Origin of the sequence: Leifsonella bigeumensis, assembly GCF_039537265.1 — a bacterium.
GTDB lineage: Bacteria > Actinomycetota > Actinomycetes > Actinomycetales > Microbacteriaceae > Terrimesophilobacter > Terrimesophilobacter bigeumensis.
This window is the reverse complement of the sequence record NZ_BAABAE010000001.1, coordinates 251,305-273,881: the sequence shown is the minus strand read 5'-3', so window position 1 is coordinate 273,881 and position 22,577 is coordinate 251,305. Positions and strand designations below refer to the sequence as shown.

Sequence of the window (22,577 nt, the reverse complement as noted above, 5' to 3'; positions counted from 1 at the left end):
CCGACATGAGCACCGCACCCACCCGAGTCCTCGTCCTCGCCGGAGGCATCTCCCACGAGCGCGATGTCTCCCTGCGCTCCGGGCGCCGCGTCGCGGACGCCCTTGCCGAGCACGGCATCACCGTCGAGCTCCGCGACCCGGACGCCGCCCTCCTCGACCACATCGCCGCCAGCGCCCCCGACGTCATCTGGCCGGTCCTGCACGGCTCGAGCGGGGAGGACGGCTCCCTCTACGCGATCCTCGAGTTCGTCGGCATCCCCTTCATCGGCTCCGCCTCCGGCGCGGCCCGACTGGCCTGGGACAAGCCGACCGCGAAGACGATCATCGGGCGGGCCGGTCTCCAGACTCCGCGCTCCATCACCCTCCCACGCGACGCCTTCCGCGACCTGGGCGCCGCACGAGTGCTCGGAACCCTCACCGACTCACTGAGGCCACCGCTCGTCGTCAAGCCGGCACAGGGCGGCTCCGCACAGGGCGTCACGATCGTGAAGGACCTCGATGAGCTCTCCCGCGCCATGGTGGACGCCTACACCTACTGCGACGTCGCCATCGTCGAGGCGGCGATCACCGGCGTCGAGGTCGCGATCGGGGTGATCGACACCGGCGACGGCCCTGTCGCCCTCCCCGCAGTCGAGATCGAGCCGGTCTCCGGCGTGTACAGCTTCGAGGCCCGCTATAACGCCGGCGAGACGCGTTTCTACACGCCGGCGAGGCTGGATGCCGTGGTGGCCGAGCGGGCCGCCTCAGCGGCCATCACTGCGCACACGGCGCTCGGTCTCGGGAACCTCTCCCGCGTCGACTTCATGGTGGATGCGGATGGCGTTCCCTGGTTCCTCGAGTGCAACGTCGTGCCGGGGCTCACCGAGACCTCGCTCCTGCCCCAGGCGCTCGAGGCGGCCGGCCACGACCTCGGCTGGATCTACAGTGCCCTCGTCGAGGCCGCGCGTCGCTAGTATCACGCGATGGATTTCGAGTGACTTTGCCGTCGCGGCGGCTCCGTTCACTGCCAGAGCGAGGGGAAAGTCACTCGAAATCCGCCCCGTGATACACGCGGCCTAGGAGTATCCGGGCTCGCCCAACTCACCGAGGATGCGGTTGAGGTCGGCGACCGACGCGAAGTCGATCGTGAGCGTGCCCTTACTCGCCCCGAGCGAGACCTTGACCCGGGTGTTCAGACGGTCGCCGAGCCGTTCGGCGATCTCGTTGAGCTGAGCCTGGCGCTTCCCGGCCGTCGGCCTGGCCGAACGAGGAGGCTTGGTGGACACGAGACCGGCAGCCGCCTCGGCCCCGCGCACGGTGAGGTCCTCGTTGACGATCTTGTCGGCGAGCCGCTCCATGGCGGCATCGTCCCCCGCAGCGAGCACCGCTCGCGCGTGGCCCGCGCTGAGCACGCCGGAGGCGACGCGCTTCTGTACCGAAGCCGGCAGCTTGAGCAGGCGCAGCGTGTTGCTGATCTGTGGTCGGGATCGTCCGATGCGGCCCGCGAGCTGATCCTGCGTGATGCCGAAGTCGGCGAGGAGCTGCTGATAGGCCGAGGCCTCCTCCAGCGGGTTGAGGTCCGCACGATGCAGGTTCTCGAGGAGCGCGTCGCGCAGCATCTCCTCGTCGGCCGTGTTCTTGATGACGGCCGGGATGGTGTCGAGCCCGAGCTGCTTGGTCGCCCTCAGCCGCCGCTCGCCCATGATGAGCTCGTACTTCGGTTCTCCGGGTGCCGCGCCTTCGATGGCGCGTACGACGACCGGCTGAAGGACGCCGACCTCGCGAATAGAGGCGACCAGCTCATCCAGCTTCTCCTTGACGAAGTCGGTGCGCGGCTGGGCGGCGTTCGGGATGATGTCGTCCGGGGAGATGTTGGCCAGGCGCGCACCCGGCACCGAGACGAGCCCCTCCCGCGCGCCGGTCGGGAAGAACACATCGACGGGGCGGTCCGGGGTTCCCTCCTCGGTGGGGATGAGGGCGCCGATTCCGCGCCCGAGTCCGGTTCTCTTCGCAGCGGCCATCAGCGCGGTGCCCCTCTGTGTGCGATCTCGGCGGCCGCCTCACGGTAGGAGAGGGAGCCGGATGAATTGGTGTCGTAGCTGATGACGCTCTGCCCGTAGCTCGGCGCCTCGGAGATCCGCACCGAGCGCGGGATGAGCGTGTCGAGCACCTGTTCGGGGAAGTGTTCGCGGACATCCTGCACGACCTGGTTGGCAAGGTTGGTCCGCGAGTCGTACATCGTCATGAGGATCGTGGAGACCGTGAGTTCCGGATTCAGGTGGCGCTCGATGAGCTGGATGTTGGAGAGAAGCTGGCTGAGCCCCTCGAGCGCGTAGTACTCGCACTGGATGGGGATGAGCACCTCGGTCGCCGCGACGAAGGCGTTGATGGTCAGGAGGCCGAGCGAGGGCGGGCAGTCGATGAAGACGTAGTGGTACGGCTCGGGGGAGCCCTCGAGGAAGGTCTCAAGAGCCGTGCGCAGACGCTGTTCGCGGGCGACGAGCGAGACCAGCTCGATCTCGGCCCCGGCGAGGTGGATGGTGGCCGGAACGCAGTACAGCGTCCCGAACTCGGGGCTCGCCTGCACGACCGCCGCCATCGGCTCGTCGTTGATGATGACGTCGTATACGCTCGCGGTGTCCGCCCTGTGCTCCACACCGATCGCCGTCGACGCGTTCCCCTGCGGGTCGAGATCGATCACGAGGACTTTGGCCCCGGCCCGCGCGAGCGCTGCGGCGAGATTGACCGTCGTGGTGGTCTTGCCGACTCCGCCCTTCTGGTTGGCGACCGTGAACACTCGAGTGGAACCGGGCAGCGGAAGCTCCTGTGCGGCCAGGGCCTGCCGGCGGCGGGTCAGGTCGGCGAGTTCCCGGGCGAGGGGAGTCGTCTCGTCGGCCGTCATCGGCGTCTCGGCCTCGTCGGTCTTCTCAGGATGTTTCACGTGAAACCTCGGTTGTTCGATCACGGGATTCGCCTGGCCGCTCGGCGGCGCCGGCGAGTGGGGCCGGCCCGCCGGGCGGCCACAGACGGTCAGTCAACTGTAGCCCGAAACACTCTGGTGGATTCCGTGCCGAGCTCCTCGCCCAGGGTCAGGATCTCGGCATCCACGAGATGCGCCTTGCGGATCGCCTTCTCGGCCGACGCGAACTCACGCTCAACGCTGGCGCCCTTGAGGAAGAGGAGTTCTCCACCCGATCGTACGAGCGGTGCGGTGATCGGGATGAGCTTCGACAGCGCGCTCACCGCCCGGGCGGTGACCTGGTCGAGGAACGGCGAGAGCTTCGCCTCCTCGGCTCGCGCCCTCAGCACCTCGACGTCGTCGAGTCCGAGCCGGCCGACCTCCTGAAGCAACCACTCCACACGGCGCTCCATCGGCTCGATGAGGATGAAGTGGACGTCGGGTCGTGCGATCGCGAGGACGATACCGGGGAGGCCGGCACCGCTGCCGACATCGCCGACCCGACCCGGCCGAAGCAGGGGGGCGACGAGCGCCGAGTTCAGGATGTGCCGGGTCCAGAGGCGGGGAAGCTCGAGCGGTCCGATGAGGCCGAGTTCCGGGCCGCGTTTGGCGAGATCGGCGGCGTACCTCCGTGCAAGCTCGATGCGGTCGCCGAAGAGCTCCGCCGCAAGTGCGGGTTCGGGCTCTACGGTCGGGTGATCCATCTATCGACTCCTTCGATGTTTCACGCGAACGCGCTGGAGCTTGGAGCGAAGGCCACTTCTGGCCTTCGCAGCAGGCGAAGCCGTGCCAGCGCCGTCGACCGTCTCGGTCGACGTTTCACGTGAAACATCTCTAGGCAGCCGTGATGACGGTGTGCCGGTCCCGGCCTTCGCCCTCGGATTCCGAAGTCAGCCCCTTCGCCGCGACGAGGTCGTGCACGAGCTTGCGTTCGTACGAGGACATCGGTGGAAGGGCAACGGATGCCGCCCCTTCCTCGAGCCGCTCCGCCGCGCGCTCGACGAGCCGGGCGAGCTCCGCCTCACGCGTCTCCCGGGAGCCGCCGACGTCAAGGATGAGCCGCGAGAAGGAACCCGTCTTCGCCTGGACCGCGATCCGGGCCAGCTCCTGGAGAGCGGTCACCGTCTCCGGCTTCGACAGGAGGCGAAGGTTGCTGTCCTGACTGGAGTTGACGGACACGTAGGCGCGACCATCCCGTGCGTCGATGTCGATGTCACCGTCGAGATCCGTGATATCGAGGAGCTCCTCGATGTAGTCGGCCGCGATATCGCCCTCTTCCTCGAGCTGTGCGGTGGTGCGCTCACGGTCGGCCGATGGGGACGGCTCCTGGGCGTCGACGTCCTCGACGACCTTGTCGTCCTGGGGGGAGAGCTCGGACACCTGCTACCTCTTCTTCTTTTTGCGGTTCTTCGGATTGACCGGCTGGGTCCGCTGGGTCGGCTTCGGCGGTTCCGGAGCCTCGGGGGCCTCGTCCTCGACGATCGTGATTCCGCGGCGCTGGTTCCTCTTCGCCATGCGTGCTTCACGGGCGAGCGCCGCCTCGCTGCCGGGAGTCGGCATGTTCCGGATGACGATGAACTGCTGCGCCATCGTCCAGAAGTTGGAGACGAGCCAGTAGAACATCACGCCGAGCGGGAAGGTGAAGCCGGAGAAGAGGAAGACGAAGGGGAGCACGTACAGCAGCATCCGCTGCTGCTTGTACATCGGGCTCGCCTTGGTCTCCGGAGCCTGGTTCTTGGACATGATCTGCAGTTGCGTGATGAACTGCGACGCGGTCATGAGAACGACCATGATCGAGGCGATGATGATGACGGGAACGCTGCCGTCCGCCGTGCTGATAGCGAGCTTGAGCGGGGCTCCGAGGAAGATCGACTCCCCGAAGGACCTCGACAGGTCGAGATTCAGCAGACCCACACCGACCTTCTCGTGCTGCGCATCCTGCAGCACCGAGAACAGTCCGAAGAAGATCGGCATCTGGAGCAGAAGAGGGAGGCAGGAGGAGAGCGGGTTCGTCCCGGTCTTCTTGTACATCTCCATCGTCTCGCGAGACATCGCCTCGCGGGAGAACTGGTCCTTCTTGCCCTTGTACTTGTCCTGGATCTTCTTGAGGTGCGGGGCCACCTCGAGCATCTTCCGCTGGCTCTTGATCTGGCGGACGAAGATCGGGATCAGGAGCGCACGGACGACGAGCACGAGCCCCACGATCGAGAGCACCCAGGTGGTTCCATCGTCCTTGTCCATGCCGATGCTCGTGAATACCCAGTGGAACGCTACGAGGATCGCCTCAATGGCCCACTTGATGGGCCAGAGGATGGTGCCGATGAAGTCCATTCGGGCGTCAGGCCTTTCCGTTCAGCGGGATGACGAAACCGAATCTCGTCACGCCGTACTTCTGTCTCGGGTTCTCCGGAACGTCGTCCACGCCACCGCGCGCCCACGGGTGGCACCGTGCGATGCGCAGGCTCCCGAGCCAGATCCCCTTCACGACACCGTGCTTCTGGATGGCGTGAAGCGCGTAGTGGGAGCAGGAGGGGTAGTAGCGGCAGACATCCCCGTAGAGCGGTGAGATGACCGCGCGATATCCACGGAGAATCAGAACGAGAGCGTTCCGGGGAAGCAGGTAGAGGAAGGTGGCGAAGGTTCTCACCGTCGTGTGCTCCCGTCCATCGCTGCCGTGATCTCAGAGTGCAGGGTAGCCCAGTTCGCTGACGCGGCATCGGGCAGCGCGCGAACGACGACGTCGACACCCCTCACGCCACCGTCGACGAGTTCGCGGGCGATCGCCTTCATGCGACGCCTCACCCTGTTGCGGCTCACGGCGTTCCCCACCTTTCTGGTGACGATGAAACCGAACCGTGCCATGGTTCCGCTGCCGGTGTCGAGGATGCTGACCACCGTGTTCGCTGTCGCAACGCGTCGCCCGCGACGGAGAACCGTGCGGTAGTCATCGGCCGAGACCAGTCGGTTGGCCCGCGCCAGCACTGTCGACTCAAGCGGAGAGTTCGGTGCGGCCCTTGCGGCGACGGGCGCTCAGGATGGCGCGGCCGGCACGGGTGCGCATCCGCAGGCGGAACCCGTGGACCTTCGCGCGCTTGCGGTTGTTGGGCTGGAAAGTCCTCTTGCTCATTGCTTGTCTCCACAGTGTTGGGATCTCCACTGGGCGCACAGCACGTGAACACTGAAGCCCTGGGAAGTAGGGTAGCCGAATCGGCAGAAGTCAACTGATTAAAGGTACGGGCTTTGCGGCCCCGGGTCAAACCGCCGCCGAAAGCGTCCCGATCGCAGTCGGCGGCTCTCCTCGGTTCGAAACCGGGGGTTGCCTGCCACTGCCCTCGACAAACTAAGGTGGTCTCACTGCACAGTCGGTGGATAACCCTGTGAGTAACCATCCGTTGAGCAAGGGGAATCATGGACGAGGGAGCCGATCCGATCCAGGAACTCTGGCAGGCCGTGCTCACGGCCCTGCGCAGCGATGACCGCATCACACCGCAGCTGGAAGGCTTCCTCTCCCTCGTCGAACCCAAGGGTGTCATGGCGGGGACGCTCTACCTCGAAGTTCCCAACGATCTGACTCGCGGCATGCTCGAGCAGCGCATCCGGCTCCCGCTCCTCAATGCGATCTCGACCCTCGGCGAGGATGAGTCGGTCTCGAACTTCGCCATCGTCGTCAACCCGGATATCGCCCAGGACTACCTCGAACAGACCGTCGAACCGGCAGAACAGCCTTACATCGAACAGCAGCTGAGCCTCGCGCCAGTGGAATCGGGTCGTAAATCGGACTCGCGGCTGAACCCGAAGTACAGCTTCGACAATTTCGTCATCGGCGGTTCCAACCGCTTCGCCCACGCTGCCGCGGTCGCTGTGGCCGAGGCGCCCGCCAAGGCCTACAACCCGCTCTTCATCTACGGCGAGTCCGGCCTCGGCAAGACCCACCTCCTTCACGCCATCGGCCACTACGCCGAAAGCCTCTACCCCGGCATCCGCATCCGCTATGTGAGCTCGGAGGAGTTCACCAACGACTTCATCAACTCCATCGCCAACAACCGGGCTTCGGTGTTCCAGTCCCGCTACCGCGAGATTGATGTCCTGCTGATCGACGACATCCAGTTCCTGCAGGGCAAGGACTCCACCCAGGAGGCGTTCTTCCACACCTTCAACACCCTGCACGATCACAACAAACAGGTCGTCATCACGAGCGACCTGCCGCCCAAGCACCTCACCGGGTTCGAGGACCGGATGCGGTCGCGGTTCGAGTGGGGCCTCATCACGGATGTCCAGGCCCCCGACCTCGAGACCCGCATCGCGATCCTCCGGAAGAAGGCGCAGAGCGAACGCCTCCAGGTTCCGGACGACATCCTCGAGTACATGGCCTCGAAGGTCTCCTCGAACATCCGCGAACTCGAGGGCACTCTCATTCGCGTCACCGCCTTCTCGAGCCTCAACAAGACCCCGGTCGACCTCTCGCTCGTCCAGACCGTGCTCAAGGACCTCATCACCCTCGACGAGGACAACGTCATCGCGCCGGTCGACATCATCAATCACACCGCCGAGTACTTCAAGCTCACGGTCGACGACCTCTACGGCTCTTCCCGTTCCCAGGCCGTGGCCACCGCCCGCCAGATCGCCATGTACCTGTGCCGAGAGCTCACGAACCTCTCGCTGCCGAAGATCGGGCAGTTGTTCGGCAACCGGGATCACACGACGGTCATGTACGCGAACAAGAAGATCAGCGAACTCATGAAAGAGCGTCGATCGATCTACAACCAGGTCACCGAGCTCACGAGTCGCATCAAGCAGAATCATCGCTATAACAAGGCCTGATCACATTCTCCCCAGACTGTGGATAACTTGTGGATAAGTATCAGGGTCGATGTGCATACCCAGCCCGAAGCTGTGAACGCGGGAGGAGAACTACCGCGCATCGTGACACCCATCTCCCCTCGAGCCCACACGGCATCCACATCTCACACCATTGTGATTACCCTGTGCCGGTTGACGACCGTCGTGTTCTCCACACTTTCCACAACGGTTAATGTCATTAGTTCTTTAAAGAATGAGAGGGAGAAGATAACCCTTGAGGGCCGGACTACGTGCAATCGAGCGCCTGTGCCAGTATTAAGGCCCTGACCGAACTTTCGGCTGCGCAAGGATCGACAGAGGTGATCATGAAGTTCCAAGTCAATCGTGACGTCTTCAGTGAGGCTGTTTCATTCGCGGTCAAAATGCTTCCACAGCGAACGACCCTGCCGATCCTGAGCGGTGTACTCATCGACGCCACGGATGCCGGACTCACCCTCTCGTCCTTCGACTACGAGGTATCGACCCAGGCGACGATCGCCGCGGATGTCGAGGACGGCGGTCGCATCCTCGTCTCCGGCCGACTCCTGGCCGACATCGCGAGCCGGCTGCCGAACGCTCCGGTGCACCTCGAGACGGAAGGCTCGAAGATCGTCGTCAAGTGCGGATCGGCGAACTTCACGTTGTTGAGCATGCCGGTCGAGGAGTACCCGACACTGCCGGAGGTCTCCGAGAAGTCGGGCATACTGCCGGCCGAGGCGTTCTCGACCGCGGTCTCCCAGGTCGCCGTTGCCGCGAGTCGCGACGACGTGACCCCGGTCATCACCGGAGTGCAGCTCGAGGTCGGCGAGAACAGCCTGAGCCTGGTGGCCACCGACCGTTACCGTGTCGCCATCCGAGAGATCGACTGGGAGGCCTCCGGAGCGAAGCCATCCGACCCGGTCACCGCCCTGGTCCCGGCCCGGACCCTCACCGAGATCGGCAAGACCTTCGGTCACAGTGGAACGATCGCGGTGTCGATCACGAGCACCGACGAACGCGAGCTCATCGCCTTCAGTGCTGACAACAAGACCGTGACCTCTCTGCTCATCAAGGGGAACTTCCCGCCTGTTCGCCGGCTCTTCCCCGAGTCGGTCGACAACTACGCCGTCATGAACACCGCCGACCTCATGGAGGCGGTGCGTCGTGTCGCGCTCGTGCTCGAGCGGGAGGCCGCGCTGCGGTTCACCTTCACGATCGACGGCGTCACCCTCGAGGCGATCGGTTCGGAGCAGGCCCAGGCATCCGAGACCATCGACGGTCACCTGAACGGCGGGGACACGGTCGTCTCCCTCAAGCCGCAGTTCCTCCTCGACGGCCTCGGCGCCGTGCATTCGGAATTCGTACGGATCTCGTTCACGAAGACCGACAACCCGAACAAGCCCGGTCCGGTGCTCATCACAAGCCAGACCTCGAAGGACCAGCCGGGGGCGGACAATTACAAGTACCTGCTGCAGCCCAACCTGCTGTTGCGCTGATTGTCGCCGGTAGCGACGCCTAAGGAAGAAGTGATGGCAATGCACATCGGCCTCGTCGGTCTCGGCAGGATGGGCAGCAACATGCGGAAAAGGCTGCGAGACCAGGGGATCGAGGTCACCGGGTACGACAAGAATCCCGATGTGACGGATGTCGCGAGTCTCGCCGATCTCGCCGCGGCACTCCCGGCTCCGCGCATCGTCTGGGTCATGGTCCCGGCCGGCGACATCACGCACTCGGTCGTCGAGGAACTCGTGGGCCTGCTCGAGAAGGGCGACCTCATCATCGACGGGGGGAACTCGCGCTTCACCGAGGACGCCCGCCACGCGGAGCTCACGGCGAAGAAGTCGATCGGTTTCGTGGATGCCGGGGTCTCCGGGGGGATCTGGGGTCTCGAGAACGGCTACGGCCTGATGGTCGGTGGCGCGGACGACGACGTGACGCGGGCGATGCCGATCTTCGATGCGCTGCGCCCGGAGGGTCCTCGTGCTGAGGGCTTCGTCCATGTCGGCCCGGTGGGGGCCGGCCACTACGCCAAGATGGTGCACAACGGCATCGAATACGGTCTCATGCAAGCATTTGCGGAGGGCTACGAACTCCTCGATAAAAGAGAAGACCTCATCAAAGATGTCACGGGAACCTTCAAGGCCTGGCAGCGCGGAACAGTCGTACGCTCCTGGCTGCTCGAACTGCTCGTCCGCGCGCTCGAACAGGACCCGGACTTCGAGGAGATCGAGGGCTATGTCGAGGATTCGGGTGAGGGCCGGTGGACCCTCGAAGAGGCGATCGACAACGCCGTTCCCATGCCGGCGATCTCGGCATCCATCTTCGCCCGCTTCGTGTCCCGGCAGGGTGACGAGTCGCCCGCGATGAAGGCGGTGGCGGCGCTGCGTCACCAGTTCGGCGGGCACGCGGTCAAGAAGGCGGACTGAGCCGATGCCCGGTCGCCACCCCGCCCGAACACCGTGATCGTCTCAGCGCTCAGTCTCACCGACTTCCGCAACTACGCGTCGGCCGAGGTCGAGCTCGTCGCGGGTCCGAACCTCTTCGTCGGCAGCAATGGGCAGGGCAAGACGAATCTCGTGGAGTCTCTCGGCTACCTGAGCACGCTCGGCTCGCACCGGGTCTCGACGGAGCAGGCGATGATCCGGCAGGGGGCGGATGCGGCGGTCATCCGCGCGCGACTGCGGCACGACGGTCGGGAGCTGCTCCTGGAGGTGCAGCTCAATCGGGCCGGTGCTAACCGCGCCATGCTCAACCGCAACGAGATCAAGGTGCGTGAGCTGCCGCGCTACGTCTCCACCGTTCTCTTCGCCCCGGAGGACCTTGCGCTCGTGCGGGGGGAGCCGGCCGGCCGGCGCCGCTTTCTCGACGAGTTGCTCGTGCTGCGCACTCCGAGGATCTCGGGGGTCATCGCCGACTACGAGCGCGTGCTCCGGCAGCGCAACTCCCTGCTCAAGTCGGCCAGGGCATCCGGTGTGCGCGAAGGTCAGCTGGGCACGCTCGAGGTGTGGGATGAGCGGCTCGTGGCGCTCGGCTCCGAACTCATCGAGGCCAGGGGCAGGCTCGTGGATGAGTTGCGCCCGGAGGTCTCCGCCGCCTACATCGCGGTCGCGGGCGACGATCACCGCGCCGCGCTCGCGAGCCGGCTGAGCATCCTGGGAGGGGATCCGGATGCCGACGGCGATTCCTCGGTCGCGACTGGCGGCGCGCTGTCCCCGGCCGGCGTCGATGGAGCCGGTATCGACGCGACCGAAGCCGCGGTCAGGTTCCGCGAGTCGCTCGACCGGCTTCGCCGGAGCGAACTGGACCGCGGTGTCACTCTCGTGGGACCCCATCGAGACGACCTGCTGCTCGAACTCAACGGGATGCCGGCGCGCGGCTATGCGAGCCATGGTGAGTCCTGGTCTTTCGCGCTCGCGCTCAAACTCGCCTCGGCCGCGGTGCTGAGGCGGGAGTCGACCGCGGGGGACCCGGTGCTCATCCTCGACGATGTGTTCGCGGAACTCGACGAGTCCCGACGCACGCGTCTCGCCGAGGCGGTGGCCGACTTCGAGCAGGTGCTCATCACGGCCGCCGTGTTCGGGGACGTCCCGGAGCGGCTCGCCCACCACACCGTGCGCATCGAAGCGGGCAGAATCGTCGGTGGAGAGGAGGACCGGTGACGCCTGAGAACCCGTCTCCCGACCCCGCCGTCCGGGGCGAGGCCACTCCGGAGCACGTCGCCGTGTTCCAGCGTTTTCGCCGGGTCTTCGGCGATGCGTCGTCGACCTCCCGCGATGCGCGCAGGCGGGCGAAGCGGGAGCCGGGCTTGAGTGCGCCGTTCGGCGAGGGGCGGGATCCGAAGGGGATCGCCGAGGTCGTCGACGCGCTCACCGCCCGGCTCGGCTGGAACTCGCCGCTCGCGAGGTCCGAGCTCCTCTCCTCCTGGCAGGACATCGTGGGTGCCGAGACGGCCGTTCACTCGGCCCCGGTCGGCATCGAGGACGGCGTGCTCACGGTCTCCTGCGACTCCACGGCCTGGGCGACGCAACTGCGTCTCATGCGCTCGCAGATCCTCACCCAGGTCTCCCGGCGCTACCCGGATGCCGGCATCCGCACACTGCGCTTCGACGGGCCGGGTGTTCCCTCGTGGAAAAGGGGCCGCAGATCAATTCCAGGGCGCGGTCCACGCGATACTTACGGCTGACAGGGCAAAAATGGGGTTCTGACGGCGAACCAGTCCCCAGATGCCCGAATTCGGCCTTTCGTGAGGCTGACTTTGATAGAATCGAATGGTCGTCGAGGCAGCTACTGGCACAGGAGCGGAGCCCGAAGAAACCACCAGGCAGGAGCCCGATTCATTCATGTCAGCAAAGCCCACGTCCTCCGCGCCTGACGACAGTTACGGCGCCGACCAGATCCAGGTACTCGAAGGACTTGAGGCGGTGCGCAAGCGCCCCGGCATGTACATCGGGTCCACCGGCCCCCGCGGCCTCCACCACCTCGTCTACGAGGTCGTCGACAACTCGGTCGACGAGGCGCTTGCCGGGTACTGCGACACGATCATCGTCTCGATGACGAAGGATGGCGGCATCCGGGTCGTCGACAACGGCCGCGGCATCCCGGTCGCCCAGAACAAGCAGGAGAAGAAGTCCAGCGTCGAGGTGGTCATGACCATCCTCCACGCGGGCGGCAAGTTCGGCGGCGGGGGATACTCGGTCTCGGGCGGGCTGCACGGCGTCGGCGTCTCCGTGGTCAACGCGTTGTCGAGCCGGCTCGAGGTCGAAGTGCACCGCATGGGCCACGCCTGGCGGCAGGAGTACCGGCACGGCGTGCCTCAGGCACCGCTCAAGCAGGAGGAGGCGGTCGAGGGCACCGGAACGATCATCACCTTCTGGCCGAGCGCCGACACCTTCGAGACCGTCGAGTTCGACTTCGAGACGCTGCGCGCGAGGTTCCAGCAGGTCGCCTTCCTCAACAAGGGCCTGTCGATCACGCTTCGCGACGAGAGGGACCTCGAAGGCGACGGTGAACTCCTCGAGGTCACCTACCTGTACGAGCAGGGTCTCGTCGACTACGTCGAGTACTTGAACTCGGCGAAGAAGGTCGAGGCCATCCACGAGGAGATCATCTCCTTCGAATCGGAGGACACCGAGCGCAAGATCTCGGTCGAGATCGCGATGCAGTGGACCAACGCCTACCAGGAGAGCGTCCACACCTACGCGAACACGATCAACACCCACGAGGGCGGCACCCACGAGGAGGGCTTCCGCGCCGCGCTCACGACGCTCGTCAACAAGTACGCGCGCGACAAGGCCATCCTCAAGGAGAAGGACGAGAACCTCACCGGGGATGACATCCGGGAGGGGCTCACCGCGGTCATCTCGGTCAAGCTCGCCGAGCCGCAGTTCGAGGGCCAGACGAAGACCAAGCTCGGCAACACCGAGGCGAAGAGCTTCGTGCAGCGCATCGCCGGCGACCAGCTGAACGACTGGTTCGACCGCAACCCCACCCAGGCGCGCGACATCATCCGCAAGTCGATGCAGGCGGCGGCGGCGCGGATGGCGGCGCGCAAGGCGCGCGAGCAGACGAGGCGCAAGGGGCTCCTCGAGTCGGGCGGCATGCCCGGCAAGCTGCGGGACTGCTCGAGCCGCGACCCGAGCGTGTCGGAGATCTTCATCGTCGAGGGCGACTCGGCCGGCGGCTCCGCCGTGCAGGGCCGCAACCCCGAGACGCAGGCGATCCTTCCGCTGCGCGGCAAGATCCTCAACGTGGAGAAGGCCAGGCTCGACCGGGCGCTCGCCAACAACGAGGTGCAGGCGATGATCACGGCGTTCGGCGCCGGCATCGGCGAGGACTTCGCTCCGGAGAAGGCCAGGTACCACAAGATCGTGCTCATGGCCGATGCGGATGTCGACGGCCAGCACATCACGACCCTGCTGCTCACCCTGCTGTTCCGCTACATGCGGCCGCTCATCGACCTCGGCTACGTGTACCTCGCGCAGCCTCCGCTGTACCGGCTCAAGTGGAGCAACTCGCCCCATGAGTACGTGTACTCGGATCGCGAGCGCGATGCGCTCGTCGAGGATGGCGTCGCGGCAGGGAAGCGACTGCCGAAGGACAACGGCATCCAGCGCTACAAGGGTCTCGGCGAGATGGACTACCAGGAGCTCTGGGAGACCACGATGAATCCCGAGACGCGAACCCTCATGCAGGTGACGCTCGACGATGCGCTCGCCGCCGACGAGATCTTCTCCACACTCATGGGCGACGATGTCGAGTCGCGACGCAACTTCATCCAGAAGAACGCCAAGGACGTTCGCTTCCTCGACATCTAGTCCCTTCTCCGGTCGAGCCCGTCGACACCGACCCGCGACCACCTCGGAACACCGAACGAAATCAGAAATATGGCAGACGAACCAGACACCACCGAGCCGGAGGACCCGCAGATCCCCGGCCGTGAGATCGACCTCGCGCACGACAAGATCGAGCAGGTCGACCTGCAGCTGGAGATGCAGCGCAGCTACCTCGACTATGCGATGAGTGTCATCGTCGGGCGCGCGCTGCCCGAGGTACGGGACGGCCTGAAGCCCGTGCACCGCCGGGTGATCTACGCGATGTACGACGGCGGATACCGTCCAGACAAGGCCTTCTCCAAGAGCACGCGCGTGGTCGGCGAGGTCATGGGCCAGTTCCACCCGCACGGCGACGCCTCGATCTACGACACGCTCGTGCGCCTCGTACAGCCGTGGAGCCTGCGCTACCCGCTCGCGCTCGGCCAGGGCAACTTCGGCTCCCCCGGCAACGACGGGGCGGCTGCCCCCCGGTACACCGAGACCAAGATGGCCCCGCTCGCGCTCGAGATGGTGCGCGACATCGAGGAAGGGACCGTCGACTTCCAGGACAATTACGACGGCCGCACCCAGGAGCCGTTCGTGCTCCCGAGCCGCTTCCCGAACCTGCTCGTCAACGGTTCGGTCGGCATCGCGGTCGGCATGGCCACCAACATCCCGCCGCACAACCTGCGCGAGGTCGGCGCCGCAGCTCTCTGGCACCTCGCGAACCCTGAGGCCAGCCAGGAGGAGCTCGTCGCGGCACTCCTCGAGCGCATCAAGGGGCCGGACTTCCCGACGGGCGCGCAGATCCTCGGGGTCAAGGGCATCCAGGACGCCTACCGCACCGGGCGCGGGTCGATCACGATGCGCGCCGTCATCAGTGTCGAGGAAGTCCAGGGCAGGCAGGCCCTCGTCGTCACCGAGCTGCCGTACCAGGTCAACCCCGACAACCTCGCCCTCAAGATCGCCGAGCTCGTCAAGGAGGGCAAGATCTCGGGGATCGCCGACATCCGGGATGAGACCTCCGGGCGTACCGGCCAGCGGCTCGTTATCGTGCTCAAGCGCGACGCGGTGGCGAAGGTCGTGCTCAACAACCTCTACAAGCACACCCAGCTGCAGGAGAACTTCGGCGCGAACATGCTCGCGATCGTCGACGGCATCCCGCGCACCCTCCCGCTCGACAGCTTCATCACGCTGTGGGTGGAGCACCAGATCGACGTGATCGTGCGGCGCACGACGTTCCGGCTCGCGAAGGCCGAGGCGGATGCCCACATCCTGCGCGGCTACCTCAAGGCACTCGACGCACTCGACGAGGTCATCGCGCTCATCCGTCGTTCGCCCACCGTCGAGGAGGCGCGCGACGGCCTCATGAAGCTGCTCAAGGTCGACGAGCTGCAGGCGAGCGCGATCCTCAACCTGCAGCTGCGCCGGCTCGCCGCGCTCGAGCGGCAGAAGATTCAGGACCAGGCGGCCGAGCTCGAGCGTCTCATCGCCGAGTACCAGGACATCCTGAAGAAGCCGGAGCGCCAGCGGCAGATCGTGAGCGACGAACTCACCGAGATCATCGACCGGTTCGGCGATGACCGGCGCACTGAGATCATGTTCGGGTTCGACGGCGACATGAACGTCGAGGACCTCATCCCCGAGGAGGAGATGGTCGTCACGGTGACGCGCGACGGCTACGTCAAGCGCACCCGCAGCGACCATTACCGCAGCCAGCACCGCGGCGGCAAGGGAGTCAAGGGCGCCCAGCTGCGCGCGGACGACGTCGTCGAGCACTTCTTCGTGACGACGACGCACCACTGGCTGCTGTTCTTCACCAACAAGGGCCGGGTCTATCGCGCGAAGACCTACGAACTGCAGGAGGCCGGCCGGGACGCGAAGGGCCAGCACGTCGCGAACCTGCTCGCACTGCAGCCCGACGAGGAGATTGCGCAGATCCTCGACATCACCGACTACCAGTCGGCGACCTACCTCGTGCTTGCCACCCGCGGCGGACTGGTGAAGAAGACCTTACTCACCGAGTACGACACGAATCGGTCGGGCGGCGTCATCGCGATCAACCTCCGTGAGGACGACGAGGTCGTCTCTGCGCTGCTCGTGGAGGAGACTTCAGAGATCCTGCTCGTCTCGCGCAAGGGGATGTCGCTGCGGTTCCGTGCGGACGACGAGGCGCTCCGACCGATGGGCCGGGCGACCTCCGGGGTGATCGGCATGCACTTCCGGGCGGGCGATGAACTGCTCGGGGCATCCGTTGTGGCCGACGACGGCTTCGTCTTCGTGGTGACGGAGGGCGGGTTCGCCAAGCGCACCGAGGTGGAGCAGTACCGGGTGCAGGGCCGCAGCGGCCTCGGCATCAAGGTGGCGAAACTGCAGGAGGCGCGCGGCGATCTGGTCGGGGCGCTCATCGTCGAGGAGGACGACGAGGTTCTTGTGGTTCTTGCCAGTGGCAAGGTGGTACGCTCTGCCGTGGCCGAAGTGCCGGCCAAGGGTCGTGACACCATGGGTGTCGTGTTCGCCAGGTTCGCGGACGACGACAGGATCATCGCAATCGCGAAGAACAGCGAACGAAACTTGGAGGGCCAGGACGAGGGCGGCGATGTCGCTCCGGCGGCTGGGCCCGAAACGGATGCCGACCAGGTCGGGAAGGACGAAACGGTAGATGAGTAGCGTCGCGGAGAAGCTCCAGCGCAAGTCGCAGCGGGCGGCTGCCACCAAACAGGTGCGCCTGAAGCTCGTGTACATCGATTTCTGGTCAGCGGTGAAGTTGTCGTTCCTGATCTCGCTGTGCGTCGGGATCGTTCAGATCGTGGCGACGTTCCTGATCTGGATCGTGCTCAACTCGACGGGGCTCTTCGAGCAGCTCACCAACATCATGATCGATATCCTCGGGGACGCGACGTTCAACGTGCTCGACAGCTTCTCCCTGGTGAAGGTCATGGTGTTCACCCTGATCGTCGCGGGGCTGAGCGTCATCATCGGAACGGCGCTCGGTGCGATCGCTTCTGCGCTCTACAACCTGAGCGTGCGCCTCACCGGTGGTCTGCTGGTCGGTTTCACGAACAACTAGTTGATTACGTGATCGCAGGGCCGGTGCGATACTCTCGTATCTGCCCACTCGGGGATATAGCTCAGGCGGTTAGAGCGCTTCGCTGATAACGAAGAGGTCCCAGGTTCAAGTCCTGGTATCCCCACGCAACTCAATAGTTTGGTGCGACGCACCTACTTCAGGTGGCCGGTTTTGCCGAGCGCTCGCGCGCGGTCGGCAAAACCGCACGCGCGCCGGAGAAGCGCCGGCGCGCTAGCTAGCACGGGGCCTTAGCTCAATTGGTAGAGCGCCTGCTTTGCAAGCAGGAGGTCAGGAGTTCGATTCTCCTAGGCTCCACTCTCAGTTCGCAGCGAAGCCAGCAGGCGATCCAGGGGCCGTGGGATGCGGCCTGGCTCCGCCGCATTGATGAGTGCGCTCGCATAGCGAGCCTTCCTCCCCCCGATCGAACCCATGAAGCGATGGAGCTGCTCTTCGCGCGTACGTGCGCGTTGTGCCGGTTGGCGCTGGAGGCTTCGAAGCGCCCGCAGGTCCCCCTCCGCCTCGATGACCCGCTCCACGCCATCAGACCCGAGAGCGCGGATGAGTTCCGCCTCGAGATCGGCGTCGCAGACGAAGAATCCGAGCGCCTCGAGGTCACGGGCGCCGAGTTCGCGTCCTACGCCGGCGAGTTCGAGTCCGCGACGGAAGTAACGCTCCTCACCGACGTCGCACAGGCCGAGCAGCCGGAGATCGAGACCGTGTGGGCCGAGTCGCTCGAGGAAGCGCCGGATACTCGTCGCCCCGCCGAGCGGGACGATGCAGACACCTTCTGCCTCGAGGTCGCGAGCCCGGCGTGCGGCCAACGTCTCCAGTGCAGCCTGGTCGCTGACCCCCTCGACGAGGATTGCCGTCGTCACTCCGGCGTCTCGCGCGAGCGAACGCAGCGGAGAGAGCGATACCGGGGTGCCGCGGGAGGCCTCGTCGATGACGGCCTCACGGAACCGCGTCATCCGAGTCACGCGATCCAGTCTGCCATCGGGACTGCTCCCTCACGCTTCGACTGCGGAGTTTCATTAGAGTCATGGGGTGGACATCCGGATCGCCGCGTACGGCGTCATCATCGAGGGCGGTCGCATCCTTCTCGCCCACTGGAATGAGGCCGGGCACACCGGCTGGACGCTACCCGGTCGCGGGCTTGAACCGGGTGAGGATCCGGCGGATGCGGCTCGGCGCGAGATCCTCGAGGAGACCGGCCACACGGCGGCCCTTCGTGGCCTGCTCGGCATCGACTCGCACGTCGTCGCGCCCGAGGATCGCATCCGGGGCGGCGCGACGCCGTTGCACTCGCTCCGCATTCTCTACCGGGCGGACGTCACCGGCGGCGAGTTGAGGAACGAACTCGGAGGCAGCACTGACGAAGCGGCCTGGTTCGACCTCTCCGAGGTCGCCGGCATCCCGCATGTCGAGCTCGTGGACATCGGAATCGGGTTCGCGACCGATACGAACACTGTCTGAGATTTCCTCTTGCGCGGGGTCGCCTGAGGAGTAATGTTCTGGTTGGCCCGCCGGGACATCCGACGAACCTTTCATGCATTCACCAGGCCGATTCCGTCCTCGCGACGGGCCGGCGCAAGGGAAGGAACAACGTGAGTTCTGCAATAACTACCCCCTCCACAGCAAGCAAGCCCGTCGCCGGCTGGCGCGTCGTCTGCGATGTGATCTTCAAGTGGCTGGCGCTCCTGGGCCTCGTGCTCGGCCTTCTCCAGGTCGCCTTCGCGGCCCTCGGCTTCTGGGGCGCGGAGGAGAAGCCCGGCGACCAGGCGTGGGGCATGGCAGCGTTCGAACCGCACGCGATCAACGGCATGATCCTCTACGGGCTCGCCGTGGTGCTCCTCATTCTCGGAGTCCTCTCCCGGGCGAACTGGAAGGTGTGGGTGCTGCCGATCGTGCTCTTCCTTCTGCTGTACTTCGTCCAGGGGCTGCTGGTCGGCCTCGGCTTCGGTGTCAGCAAGTGGTATGGGTTCCTGCACGCCGTCGACGGTGTGCTCATCATCGCCGGTTTCGCGTGGCTCTACTTCGACCGGATGCGGCATCCGCTCAAGAAGGGCTGACCGACCGCTGGTCTGACTGGCTGCTGGTTGGGCGGCGGGCCCGGGGCTAGGCCTCGAGCTCGTCGCTGACCCAGAGCTCGTCGTCGGCGCGCAGGGTCTGCCAGGCGGCGTAGGCGATGCCCGCTGCGGCGACGATCCCGATTCCGATGAGGAGATAGCGACCGGGACCGGGTGCCGCCTTGGCCGGCACGACCGCCCTCGAGGCGGTGCCCACCCGGCTGAGCGCCCGGCGCACCTGCGGGCTCTTCGCGACCTCGAGCGCGGCGAGCGCCGTGCCGAGAGCCGACGACACGGCGGGAAGCACGTCGCGCGTGACCTTCCGGCCCGCAGCATCCGCGAACTGGCGTCCGGCCTCCAGACCGGACTCGACACCGGGGCGAACCCGGTTCTCGAAGGCGTCGCGCACGCGGGGGGCGACCTCCTCGCGGCTCACGTTGGAGAGCTGTCGACGGGCTTCCCGCACGACCTTGGACGCGTGCTCGAGGACATCCTTCTGGTCATCCCACAACTCGGATGCTCCGCGCTTCAGCCGGCCCAGCTCGCGCCGACGCTTGCGTGACAGTCCCATCGGTAACCTCCGTCTATGGTGGTCGGACACTCCCACTATCCTCGCACGGGCTCATCCGGCAGCAAACACGCTCAGGCTGGGCGAACGCTGAAACGGCGCCGGCCTCGCCGCTGTGAAACAATTGGCAGATGCCTGCACACACCCACGTCGCGACCCTCCACACGAGCCTCGGCGACATCACCGTCAACCTGCTCGCCAACCATGCGCCGAAGACCGTCGCCAACTTCGTCGGCCTCGCCACCGGCACGATCGAGTGGACCGACCCGGCCACCAACCAGAAGACGAACCGGCCGCTCTACGACGGGGTGATCTTCCACCGCATCATCGACGACTTCATGATCCAGGGCGGCGACCCGCTCGGGCAGGGCGTCGGCGGACCCGGCTACCAGTTCGACGACGAGATCCACTCCGAACTCCACTTCAACGAGCCCTACGTGCTCGCGATGGCCAATGCCGGCATCCAGATGGGCCACGGTACGAACGGATCGCAGTTCTTCATCACGACCGTTCCGACCCCCTGGCTGCAGGGCAAGCACACGATCTTCGGCCTCGTCGAGGATGAGGAGTCGAAGAACACGGTCAAGAGAATCGAGTCGGTCAAGAAGGACGGCCGCGACCGTCCGATCGAGCCGGTCGTGATCGAGAGCATCACGATCGAAGAATTCTGATCGTGGAGGGCTCCCCCGCGTGAGCGACGCGTCCCGCGACCCGGAGAACTACTGCTACCGGCATCCGGATCGCCAGAGCTTCGTACTGTGCCAGCGCTGCGGCCGCACCATCTGCGGCGAGTGCCAGACACCCGCCGCGGTCGGCTTCCACTGCCCGGAGTGCATGCGGGAGGCCCGGCAGAGTGCGCCGAGGACCAAGCCGCGCGTCGTGACAGCCTTGCGCAGCACCAGCACTGCGCCGGTCGTCACCTGGTCGATCATCGCGCTGTGCTTCGTCGTCTTCATCGTCCAGTACCTGACGGGAGGGCCCAACTCGGGCGCGGCGACCAGAGCGCTCGTCTACTTCCCGCCGATCACCGAGTTCGAGCCGTGGCGGATGCTGACCGCACTGTTTCTCCACGGCTCGTTCCTGCACATCCTCTTCAACATGTACTCCCTGCTCATCTTCGGACCGATCCTGGAGCGCTCGCTGGGGCGCTGGCGATTCCTTGCCCTCTATCTGCTGAGCGGGCTCGGAGGGTCGGTTGCGGTCCTGCTGATGGCGCCCACGAGTGCGGTGCTCGGTGCATCCGGGGCGATCTTCGGCCTGCTCGGGGCGTTCTTCGTGATTCAGCGAAAGCTGGGAGGCAACAGCCTTCAGCTCGTCATCGTGATCGGCCTGAACCTCGTGATCGGCTTCGTCATTCCGAACATCGCCTGGCAGGCCCACATCGGCGGGCTCGTGGTGGGTGGGATCGTCGCGTTCGTGTTCCTGAGGACGCGGGCGGCGGCCAAGCGGAACGAGCAGCGCCTGCTGCTTCTCGGCGTGCTGGTCGGGCTCGTGGTGTTGACGGTGGTGGGGGTTCTGCTCCTGCACGCCAGATTTGGTGCCTGACTCTCCACAGGGTTATCCACAGTGGGGATAATTACACGACTGTAATTGTTCCCCGGGACCAATCGCTTTGGCTATGACCGCCAACGCGTCGTCATGAGGAACCCGACGAAGAGGATGCCGAAACCGACGAGGATGTTCCAGTCCTTGAGCGAAGCGACCGGCAGCGTGCCCTGGCTCACGTAGAAGACGATGATCCAGGCGAGCCCGACGAGCATGAGTCCGAACATGATGGGCTTGAACCAGATGGCATTGGGCGCGTCGTCCCCCGTGCGGTTCTCGCCACCGTTGTTCTCCTCGGAGCGGTTGGACTTCGTCGTGGTTCTGGCCATGCCGGAATTCTAGCGTGAAAGATCGGGGGCGGTCTCGGCGAGGACCTCTCCGACCCGACACCGCCGCGGGTGCGCCTAGAATCGACTCCATGGCCGACGACCCGATCGTGACCCGCAAGGCGCTCGCACAAGTGAGACGGCGGCGTCTCCGTCGCGTCAGCGTCGTCGGCGTGCTGGGGGAACTCCTCATCACCGCGGGGGTGCTCGTCTTCCTGTTCCTCGGGTGGCAGCTCTGGCTCAACGATGTCATCGTCGGCGACGAGCAGAACCATGTCGCCGCCGAGATCGCCCAGACCTGGGACGCCGGCAACTTCTCCCTCAACCGGGAGCCGACCACGGTCGACTACGGGGATCCCGTCGTGACACCGGCCTCCGGCAACGCGGAGACCTTCGCGGTCATGTATGTGCCGCGGTTCGGAAAGGACTGGGTGCGCCAGGTGGCCGAGGGCATCGGGGTCCAGGACGTGCTCAACACGAAGCGCATCGGCCACTACCCGGAGACGCAGCTCCCCGGGGAGCTGGGAAACTTCGCTCTCGCAGCGCACCGGCTGACCTATGGTGCGCCGTTTCGGGACATCGACCAGTTGCGGCTGGGAGACAAGCTCTACGTGATGACCAAGGACGGTTACTACACCTACAGCTTCCGCAATCTCGAGTACGTCGGTCCACGCGGGGTGGGGGTGCTCGATCCGGTTCCTCAGAGCTCCGGTGAGACCGCCGGTGAGCGATTGCTCACCATCATGAGTTGCAACCCGAAGTGGTCCGTCGCAGAACGCATCGTCGCCTATGCGATCCTCGATTCATGGCAGCCGATCTCCGCCGGGCCTCCGGAGGCGATCGCCGACCTCGTGAATGCGAAGGGCTAGACCATGTACGGTGCATTGTGGCGCGTGCTGCCCGGACCGATATGGGTCCGCGTCCTCATTCTGCTG

25 protein-coding genes and 2 tRNA genes are annotated in these 22,577 nt (G+C 65.6%); 16 read left to right on the top strand and 11 right to left on the bottom strand.

Annotated elements, in window-relative coordinates; all coding sequences use genetic code 11:
- The first annotated feature begins 5 nt into the window (after positions 1 to 5).
- Positions 6 to 953, top strand: coding sequence for a D-alanine--D-alanine ligase family protein (locus tag ABD678_RS01385; RefSeq protein WP_344752943.1), 948 nt, complete (start codon positions 6 to 8; stop codon positions 951 to 953).
- 102 nt (positions 954 to 1,055) lie between these two features.
- Here ABD678_RS01385 and ABD678_RS01380 read toward each other — a convergent pair whose 3' ends face one another.
- From ABD678_RS01380 to rpmH, 8 genes are all read right to left on the bottom strand, one after another.
- Complete coding sequence (locus ABD678_RS01380) at positions 1,056 to 2,000, bottom strand: ParB/RepB/Spo0J family partition protein (protein WP_344752941.1); 945 nt, start codon at positions 1,998 to 2,000, stop codon at positions 1,056 to 1,058.
- Positions 2,000 to 2,881: a ParA family protein gene (locus tag ABD678_RS01375; RefSeq protein ID WP_344753525.1), complete on the bottom strand. Its 882-nt coding sequence runs from the start codon at positions 2,879 to 2,881 to the stop codon at positions 2,000 to 2,002. The genes ABD678_RS01380 and ABD678_RS01375 overlap by 1 nt, the downstream gene beginning before the upstream one ends.
- A gap of 128 nt (positions 2,882 to 3,009) precedes the next feature.
- A complete protein-coding gene (gene rsmG, locus ABD678_RS01370) occupies positions 3,010 to 3,642 on the bottom strand; it encodes a 16S rRNA (guanine(527)-N(7))-methyltransferase RsmG (RefSeq protein WP_344752939.1) in 633 nt (210 codons plus the stop codon).
- 130 nt (positions 3,643 to 3,772) lie between these two features.
- Positions 3,773 to 4,318 carry a Jag family protein gene (locus tag ABD678_RS01365; RefSeq protein WP_344752937.1) on the bottom strand — a complete coding sequence of 182 codons (546 nt, stop codon included), beginning with the start codon at positions 4,316 to 4,318 and terminating at the stop codon, positions 3,773 to 3,775.
- Positions 4,319 to 4,321: 3 nt separating this feature from the next.
- On the bottom strand, positions 4,322 to 5,269 hold the full coding sequence (yidC, locus tag ABD678_RS01360; RefSeq protein WP_344752936.1) for a membrane protein insertase YidC: 948 nt from the start codon (positions 5,267 to 5,269) through the stop codon (positions 4,322 to 4,324).
- A 7-nt stretch (positions 5,270 to 5,276) separates the two neighbouring features.
- Entirely contained in the window at positions 5,277 to 5,585 is a 309-nt protein-coding gene (gene yidD, locus ABD678_RS01355) for a membrane protein insertion efficiency factor YidD (protein ID WP_344752934.1), read from the bottom strand.
- Complete coding sequence (gene rnpA, locus ABD678_RS01350; protein WP_344752933.1) at positions 5,582 to 5,920, bottom strand: ribonuclease P protein component; 339 nt, start codon at positions 5,918 to 5,920, stop codon at positions 5,582 to 5,584. The genes yidD and rnpA overlap by 4 nt, the downstream gene beginning before the upstream one ends.
- 7 nt (positions 5,921 to 5,927) lie before the next feature.
- Positions 5,928 to 6,065, bottom strand: coding sequence for a 50S ribosomal protein L34 (gene rpmH / locus ABD678_RS01345; protein ID WP_344752931.1), 138 nt, complete (start codon positions 6,063 to 6,065; stop codon positions 5,928 to 5,930).
- 281 nt (positions 6,066 to 6,346) lie between these two features.
- On the opposite strand from rpmH, the gene dnaA reads away from it, so the two are divergent.
- The 10 genes from dnaA (at position 6,347) to ABD678_RS01295 (ending at position 17,452) form a co-directional block, all read left to right on the top strand.
- A complete protein-coding gene (dnaA, locus tag ABD678_RS01340) occupies positions 6,347 to 7,759 on the top strand; it encodes a chromosomal replication initiator protein DnaA (protein WP_344752930.1) in 1,413 nt (470 codons plus the stop codon).
- 344 nt (positions 7,760 to 8,103) lie between these two features.
- Positions 8,104 to 9,252, top strand: a complete 1,149-nt coding sequence (gene dnaN / locus ABD678_RS01335; RefSeq protein WP_344752928.1) for a DNA polymerase III subunit beta — start codon at positions 8,104 to 8,106, stop codon at positions 9,250 to 9,252.
- The gene (gnd, locus tag ABD678_RS01330) at positions 9,253 to 10,182 is read left to right on the top strand and encodes a phosphogluconate dehydrogenase (NAD(+)-dependent, decarboxylating) (RefSeq protein ID WP_344752927.1); all 930 of its coding nucleotides are present in this window, start codon (positions 9,253 to 9,255) and stop codon (positions 10,180 to 10,182) included.
- A gap of 33 nt (positions 10,183 to 10,215) precedes the next feature.
- Positions 10,216 to 11,415, top strand: coding sequence for a DNA replication/repair protein RecF (gene recF, locus ABD678_RS01325; RefSeq protein ID WP_344752925.1), 1,200 nt, complete (start codon positions 10,216 to 10,218; stop codon positions 11,413 to 11,415).
- On the top strand, positions 11,412 to 11,939 hold the full coding sequence (locus ABD678_RS01320) for a DciA family protein (RefSeq protein ID WP_344752924.1): 528 nt from the start codon (positions 11,412 to 11,414) through the stop codon (positions 11,937 to 11,939). Before recF ends, ABD678_RS01320 begins: the two co-directional genes overlap by 4 nt.
- A gap of 157 nt (positions 11,940 to 12,096) precedes the next feature.
- Positions 12,097 to 14,070 carry a DNA topoisomerase (ATP-hydrolyzing) subunit B gene (gene gyrB, locus ABD678_RS01315; RefSeq protein ID WP_344752922.1) on the top strand — a complete coding sequence of 658 codons (1,974 nt, stop codon included), beginning with the start codon at positions 12,097 to 12,099 and terminating at the stop codon, positions 14,068 to 14,070.
- A gap of 69 nt (positions 14,071 to 14,139) precedes the next feature.
- A complete protein-coding gene (gene gyrA, locus ABD678_RS01310) occupies positions 14,140 to 16,737 on the top strand; it encodes a DNA gyrase subunit A (protein WP_344752921.1) in 2,598 nt (865 codons plus the stop codon).
- A complete protein-coding gene (locus ABD678_RS01305) occupies positions 16,730 to 17,137 on the top strand; it encodes a DUF3566 domain-containing protein (RefSeq protein ID WP_344752919.1) in 408 nt (135 codons plus the stop codon). Before gyrA ends, ABD678_RS01305 begins: the two co-directional genes overlap by 8 nt.
- 50 nt (positions 17,138 to 17,187) lie before the next feature.
- A tRNA-Ile gene (locus tag ABD678_RS01300) sits at positions 17,188 to 17,261 on the top strand.
- A gap of 118 nt (positions 17,262 to 17,379) precedes the next feature.
- Positions 17,380 to 17,452, top strand: a tRNA-Ala gene (locus tag ABD678_RS01295).
- Here the strand turns inward: ABD678_RS01295 and ABD678_RS01290 are convergent.
- A complete protein-coding gene (locus ABD678_RS01290; protein ID WP_344753523.1) occupies positions 17,443 to 18,105 on the bottom strand; it encodes a TOPRIM nucleotidyl transferase/hydrolase domain-containing protein in 663 nt (220 codons plus the stop codon). The genes ABD678_RS01295 and ABD678_RS01290 overlap by 10 nt on opposite strands.
- Positions 18,106 to 18,181: 76 nt before the next feature.
- Here ABD678_RS01290 and ABD678_RS01285 point away from each other — a divergent pair, with 76 nt between their 5' ends.
- Together ABD678_RS01285 and ABD678_RS01280 are read left to right on the top strand one after the other, a co-directional pair.
- Positions 18,182 to 18,610 carry an NUDIX hydrolase gene (locus tag ABD678_RS01285; protein ID WP_344752918.1) on the top strand — a complete coding sequence of 143 codons (429 nt, stop codon included), beginning with the start codon at positions 18,182 to 18,184 and terminating at the stop codon, positions 18,608 to 18,610.
- Positions 18,611 to 18,741: 131 nt separating this feature from the next.
- Positions 18,742 to 19,206 carry a hypothetical protein gene (locus ABD678_RS01280; RefSeq protein WP_344752916.1) on the top strand — a complete coding sequence of 155 codons (465 nt, stop codon included), beginning with the start codon at positions 18,742 to 18,744 and terminating at the stop codon, positions 19,204 to 19,206.
- 46 nt (positions 19,207 to 19,252) lie between these two features.
- On the opposite strand, the gene ABD678_RS01275 is transcribed toward ABD678_RS01280, so the two are convergent.
- A complete protein-coding gene (locus ABD678_RS01275; RefSeq protein WP_344752914.1) occupies positions 19,253 to 19,774 on the bottom strand; it encodes a DNA helicase in 522 nt (173 codons plus the stop codon).
- A gap of 128 nt (positions 19,775 to 19,902) precedes the next feature.
- Between ABD678_RS01275 and ABD678_RS01270 the strand changes: the two genes are divergently transcribed.
- Together ABD678_RS01270 and ABD678_RS01265 are read left to right on the top strand one after the other, a co-directional pair.
- On the top strand, positions 19,903 to 20,442 hold the full coding sequence (locus tag ABD678_RS01270) for a peptidylprolyl isomerase (protein ID WP_344752912.1): 540 nt from the start codon (positions 19,903 to 19,905) through the stop codon (positions 20,440 to 20,442).
- A gap of 19 nt (positions 20,443 to 20,461) precedes the next feature.
- The gene (locus tag ABD678_RS01265; RefSeq protein WP_344752910.1) at positions 20,462 to 21,316 is read left to right on the top strand and encodes a rhomboid family intramembrane serine protease; all 855 of its coding nucleotides are present in this window, start codon (positions 20,462 to 20,464) and stop codon (positions 21,314 to 21,316) included.
- A 71-nt stretch (positions 21,317 to 21,387) separates the two neighbouring features.
- Here the strand turns inward: ABD678_RS01265 and ABD678_RS01260 are convergent, their stop codons facing one another.
- Complete coding sequence (locus ABD678_RS01260; protein WP_344752908.1) at positions 21,388 to 21,645, bottom strand: cell division protein CrgA; 258 nt, start codon at positions 21,643 to 21,645, stop codon at positions 21,388 to 21,390.
- A gap of 89 nt (positions 21,646 to 21,734) precedes the next feature.
- Between ABD678_RS01260 and ABD678_RS01255 the strand changes: the two genes are divergently transcribed.
- Entirely contained in the window at positions 21,735 to 22,511 is a 777-nt protein-coding gene (locus tag ABD678_RS01255; RefSeq protein WP_344752906.1) for a class E sortase, read from the top strand.
- The last annotated feature ends 66 nt before the right edge of the window (positions 22,512 to 22,577 follow it).

Excerpts from the sequence above, each read along its gene's own strand:
- rpmH (WP_344752931.1), bottom strand. The coding sequence starts at position 6,065 with ATGAGCAAGAGGACTTTCCAGCCCAACAACCGCAAGCGCGCGAAGGTC.
- yidC (WP_344752936.1), bottom strand. The coding sequence starts at position 5,269 with ATGGACTTCATCGGCACCATCCTCTGGCCCATCAAGTGGGCCATTGAG.
- ABD678_RS01255 (WP_344752906.1), top strand. The coding sequence starts at position 21,735 with ATGGCCGACGACCCGATCGTGACCCGCAAGGCGCTCGCACAAGTGAGA.
- ABD678_RS01305 (WP_344752919.1), top strand. The coding sequence starts at position 16,730 with ATGAGTAGCGTCGCGGAGAAGCTCCAGCGCAAGTCGCAGCGGGCGGCT.
- ABD678_RS01290 (WP_344753523.1), bottom strand. The coding sequence starts at position 18,105 with ATGACGCGGTTCCGTGAGGCCGTCATCGACGAGGCCTCCCGCGGCACC.
- rsmG (WP_344752939.1), bottom strand. The coding sequence starts at position 3,642 with ATGGATCACCCGACCGTAGAGCCCGAACCCGCACTTGCGGCGGAGCTC.
- ABD678_RS01275 (WP_344752914.1), bottom strand. The coding sequence starts at position 19,774 with ATGGGACTGTCACGCAAGCGTCGGCGCGAGCTGGGCCGGCTGAAGCGC.
- dnaN (WP_344752928.1), top strand. The coding sequence starts at position 8,104 with ATGAAGTTCCAAGTCAATCGTGACGTCTTCAGTGAGGCTGTTTCATTC.
- ABD678_RS01270 (WP_344752912.1), top strand. The coding sequence starts at position 19,903 with ATGCCTGCACACACCCACGTCGCGACCCTCCACACGAGCCTCGGCGAC.
- ABD678_RS01260 (WP_344752908.1), bottom strand. The coding sequence starts at position 21,645 with ATGGCCAGAACCACGACGAAGTCCAACCGCTCCGAGGAGAACAACGGT.
- gyrA (WP_344752921.1), top strand. The coding sequence starts at position 14,140 with ATGGCAGACGAACCAGACACCACCGAGCCGGAGGACCCGCAGATCCCC.
- dnaA (WP_344752930.1), top strand. The coding sequence starts at position 6,347 with ATGGACGAGGGAGCCGATCCGATCCAGGAACTCTGGCAGGCCGTGCTC.
- ABD678_RS01380 (WP_344752941.1), bottom strand. The coding sequence starts at position 2,000 with ATGGCCGCTGCGAAGAGAACCGGACTCGGGCGCGGAATCGGCGCCCTC.
- ABD678_RS01375 (WP_344753525.1), bottom strand. The coding sequence starts at position 2,881 with ATGACGGCCGACGAGACGACTCCCCTCGCCCGGGAACTCGCCGACCTG.
- gyrB (WP_344752922.1), top strand. The coding sequence starts at position 12,097 with ATGTCAGCAAAGCCCACGTCCTCCGCGCCTGACGACAGTTACGGCGCC.
- ABD678_RS01385 (WP_344752943.1), top strand. The coding sequence starts at position 6 with ATGAGCACCGCACCCACCCGAGTCCTCGTCCTCGCCGGAGGCATCTCC.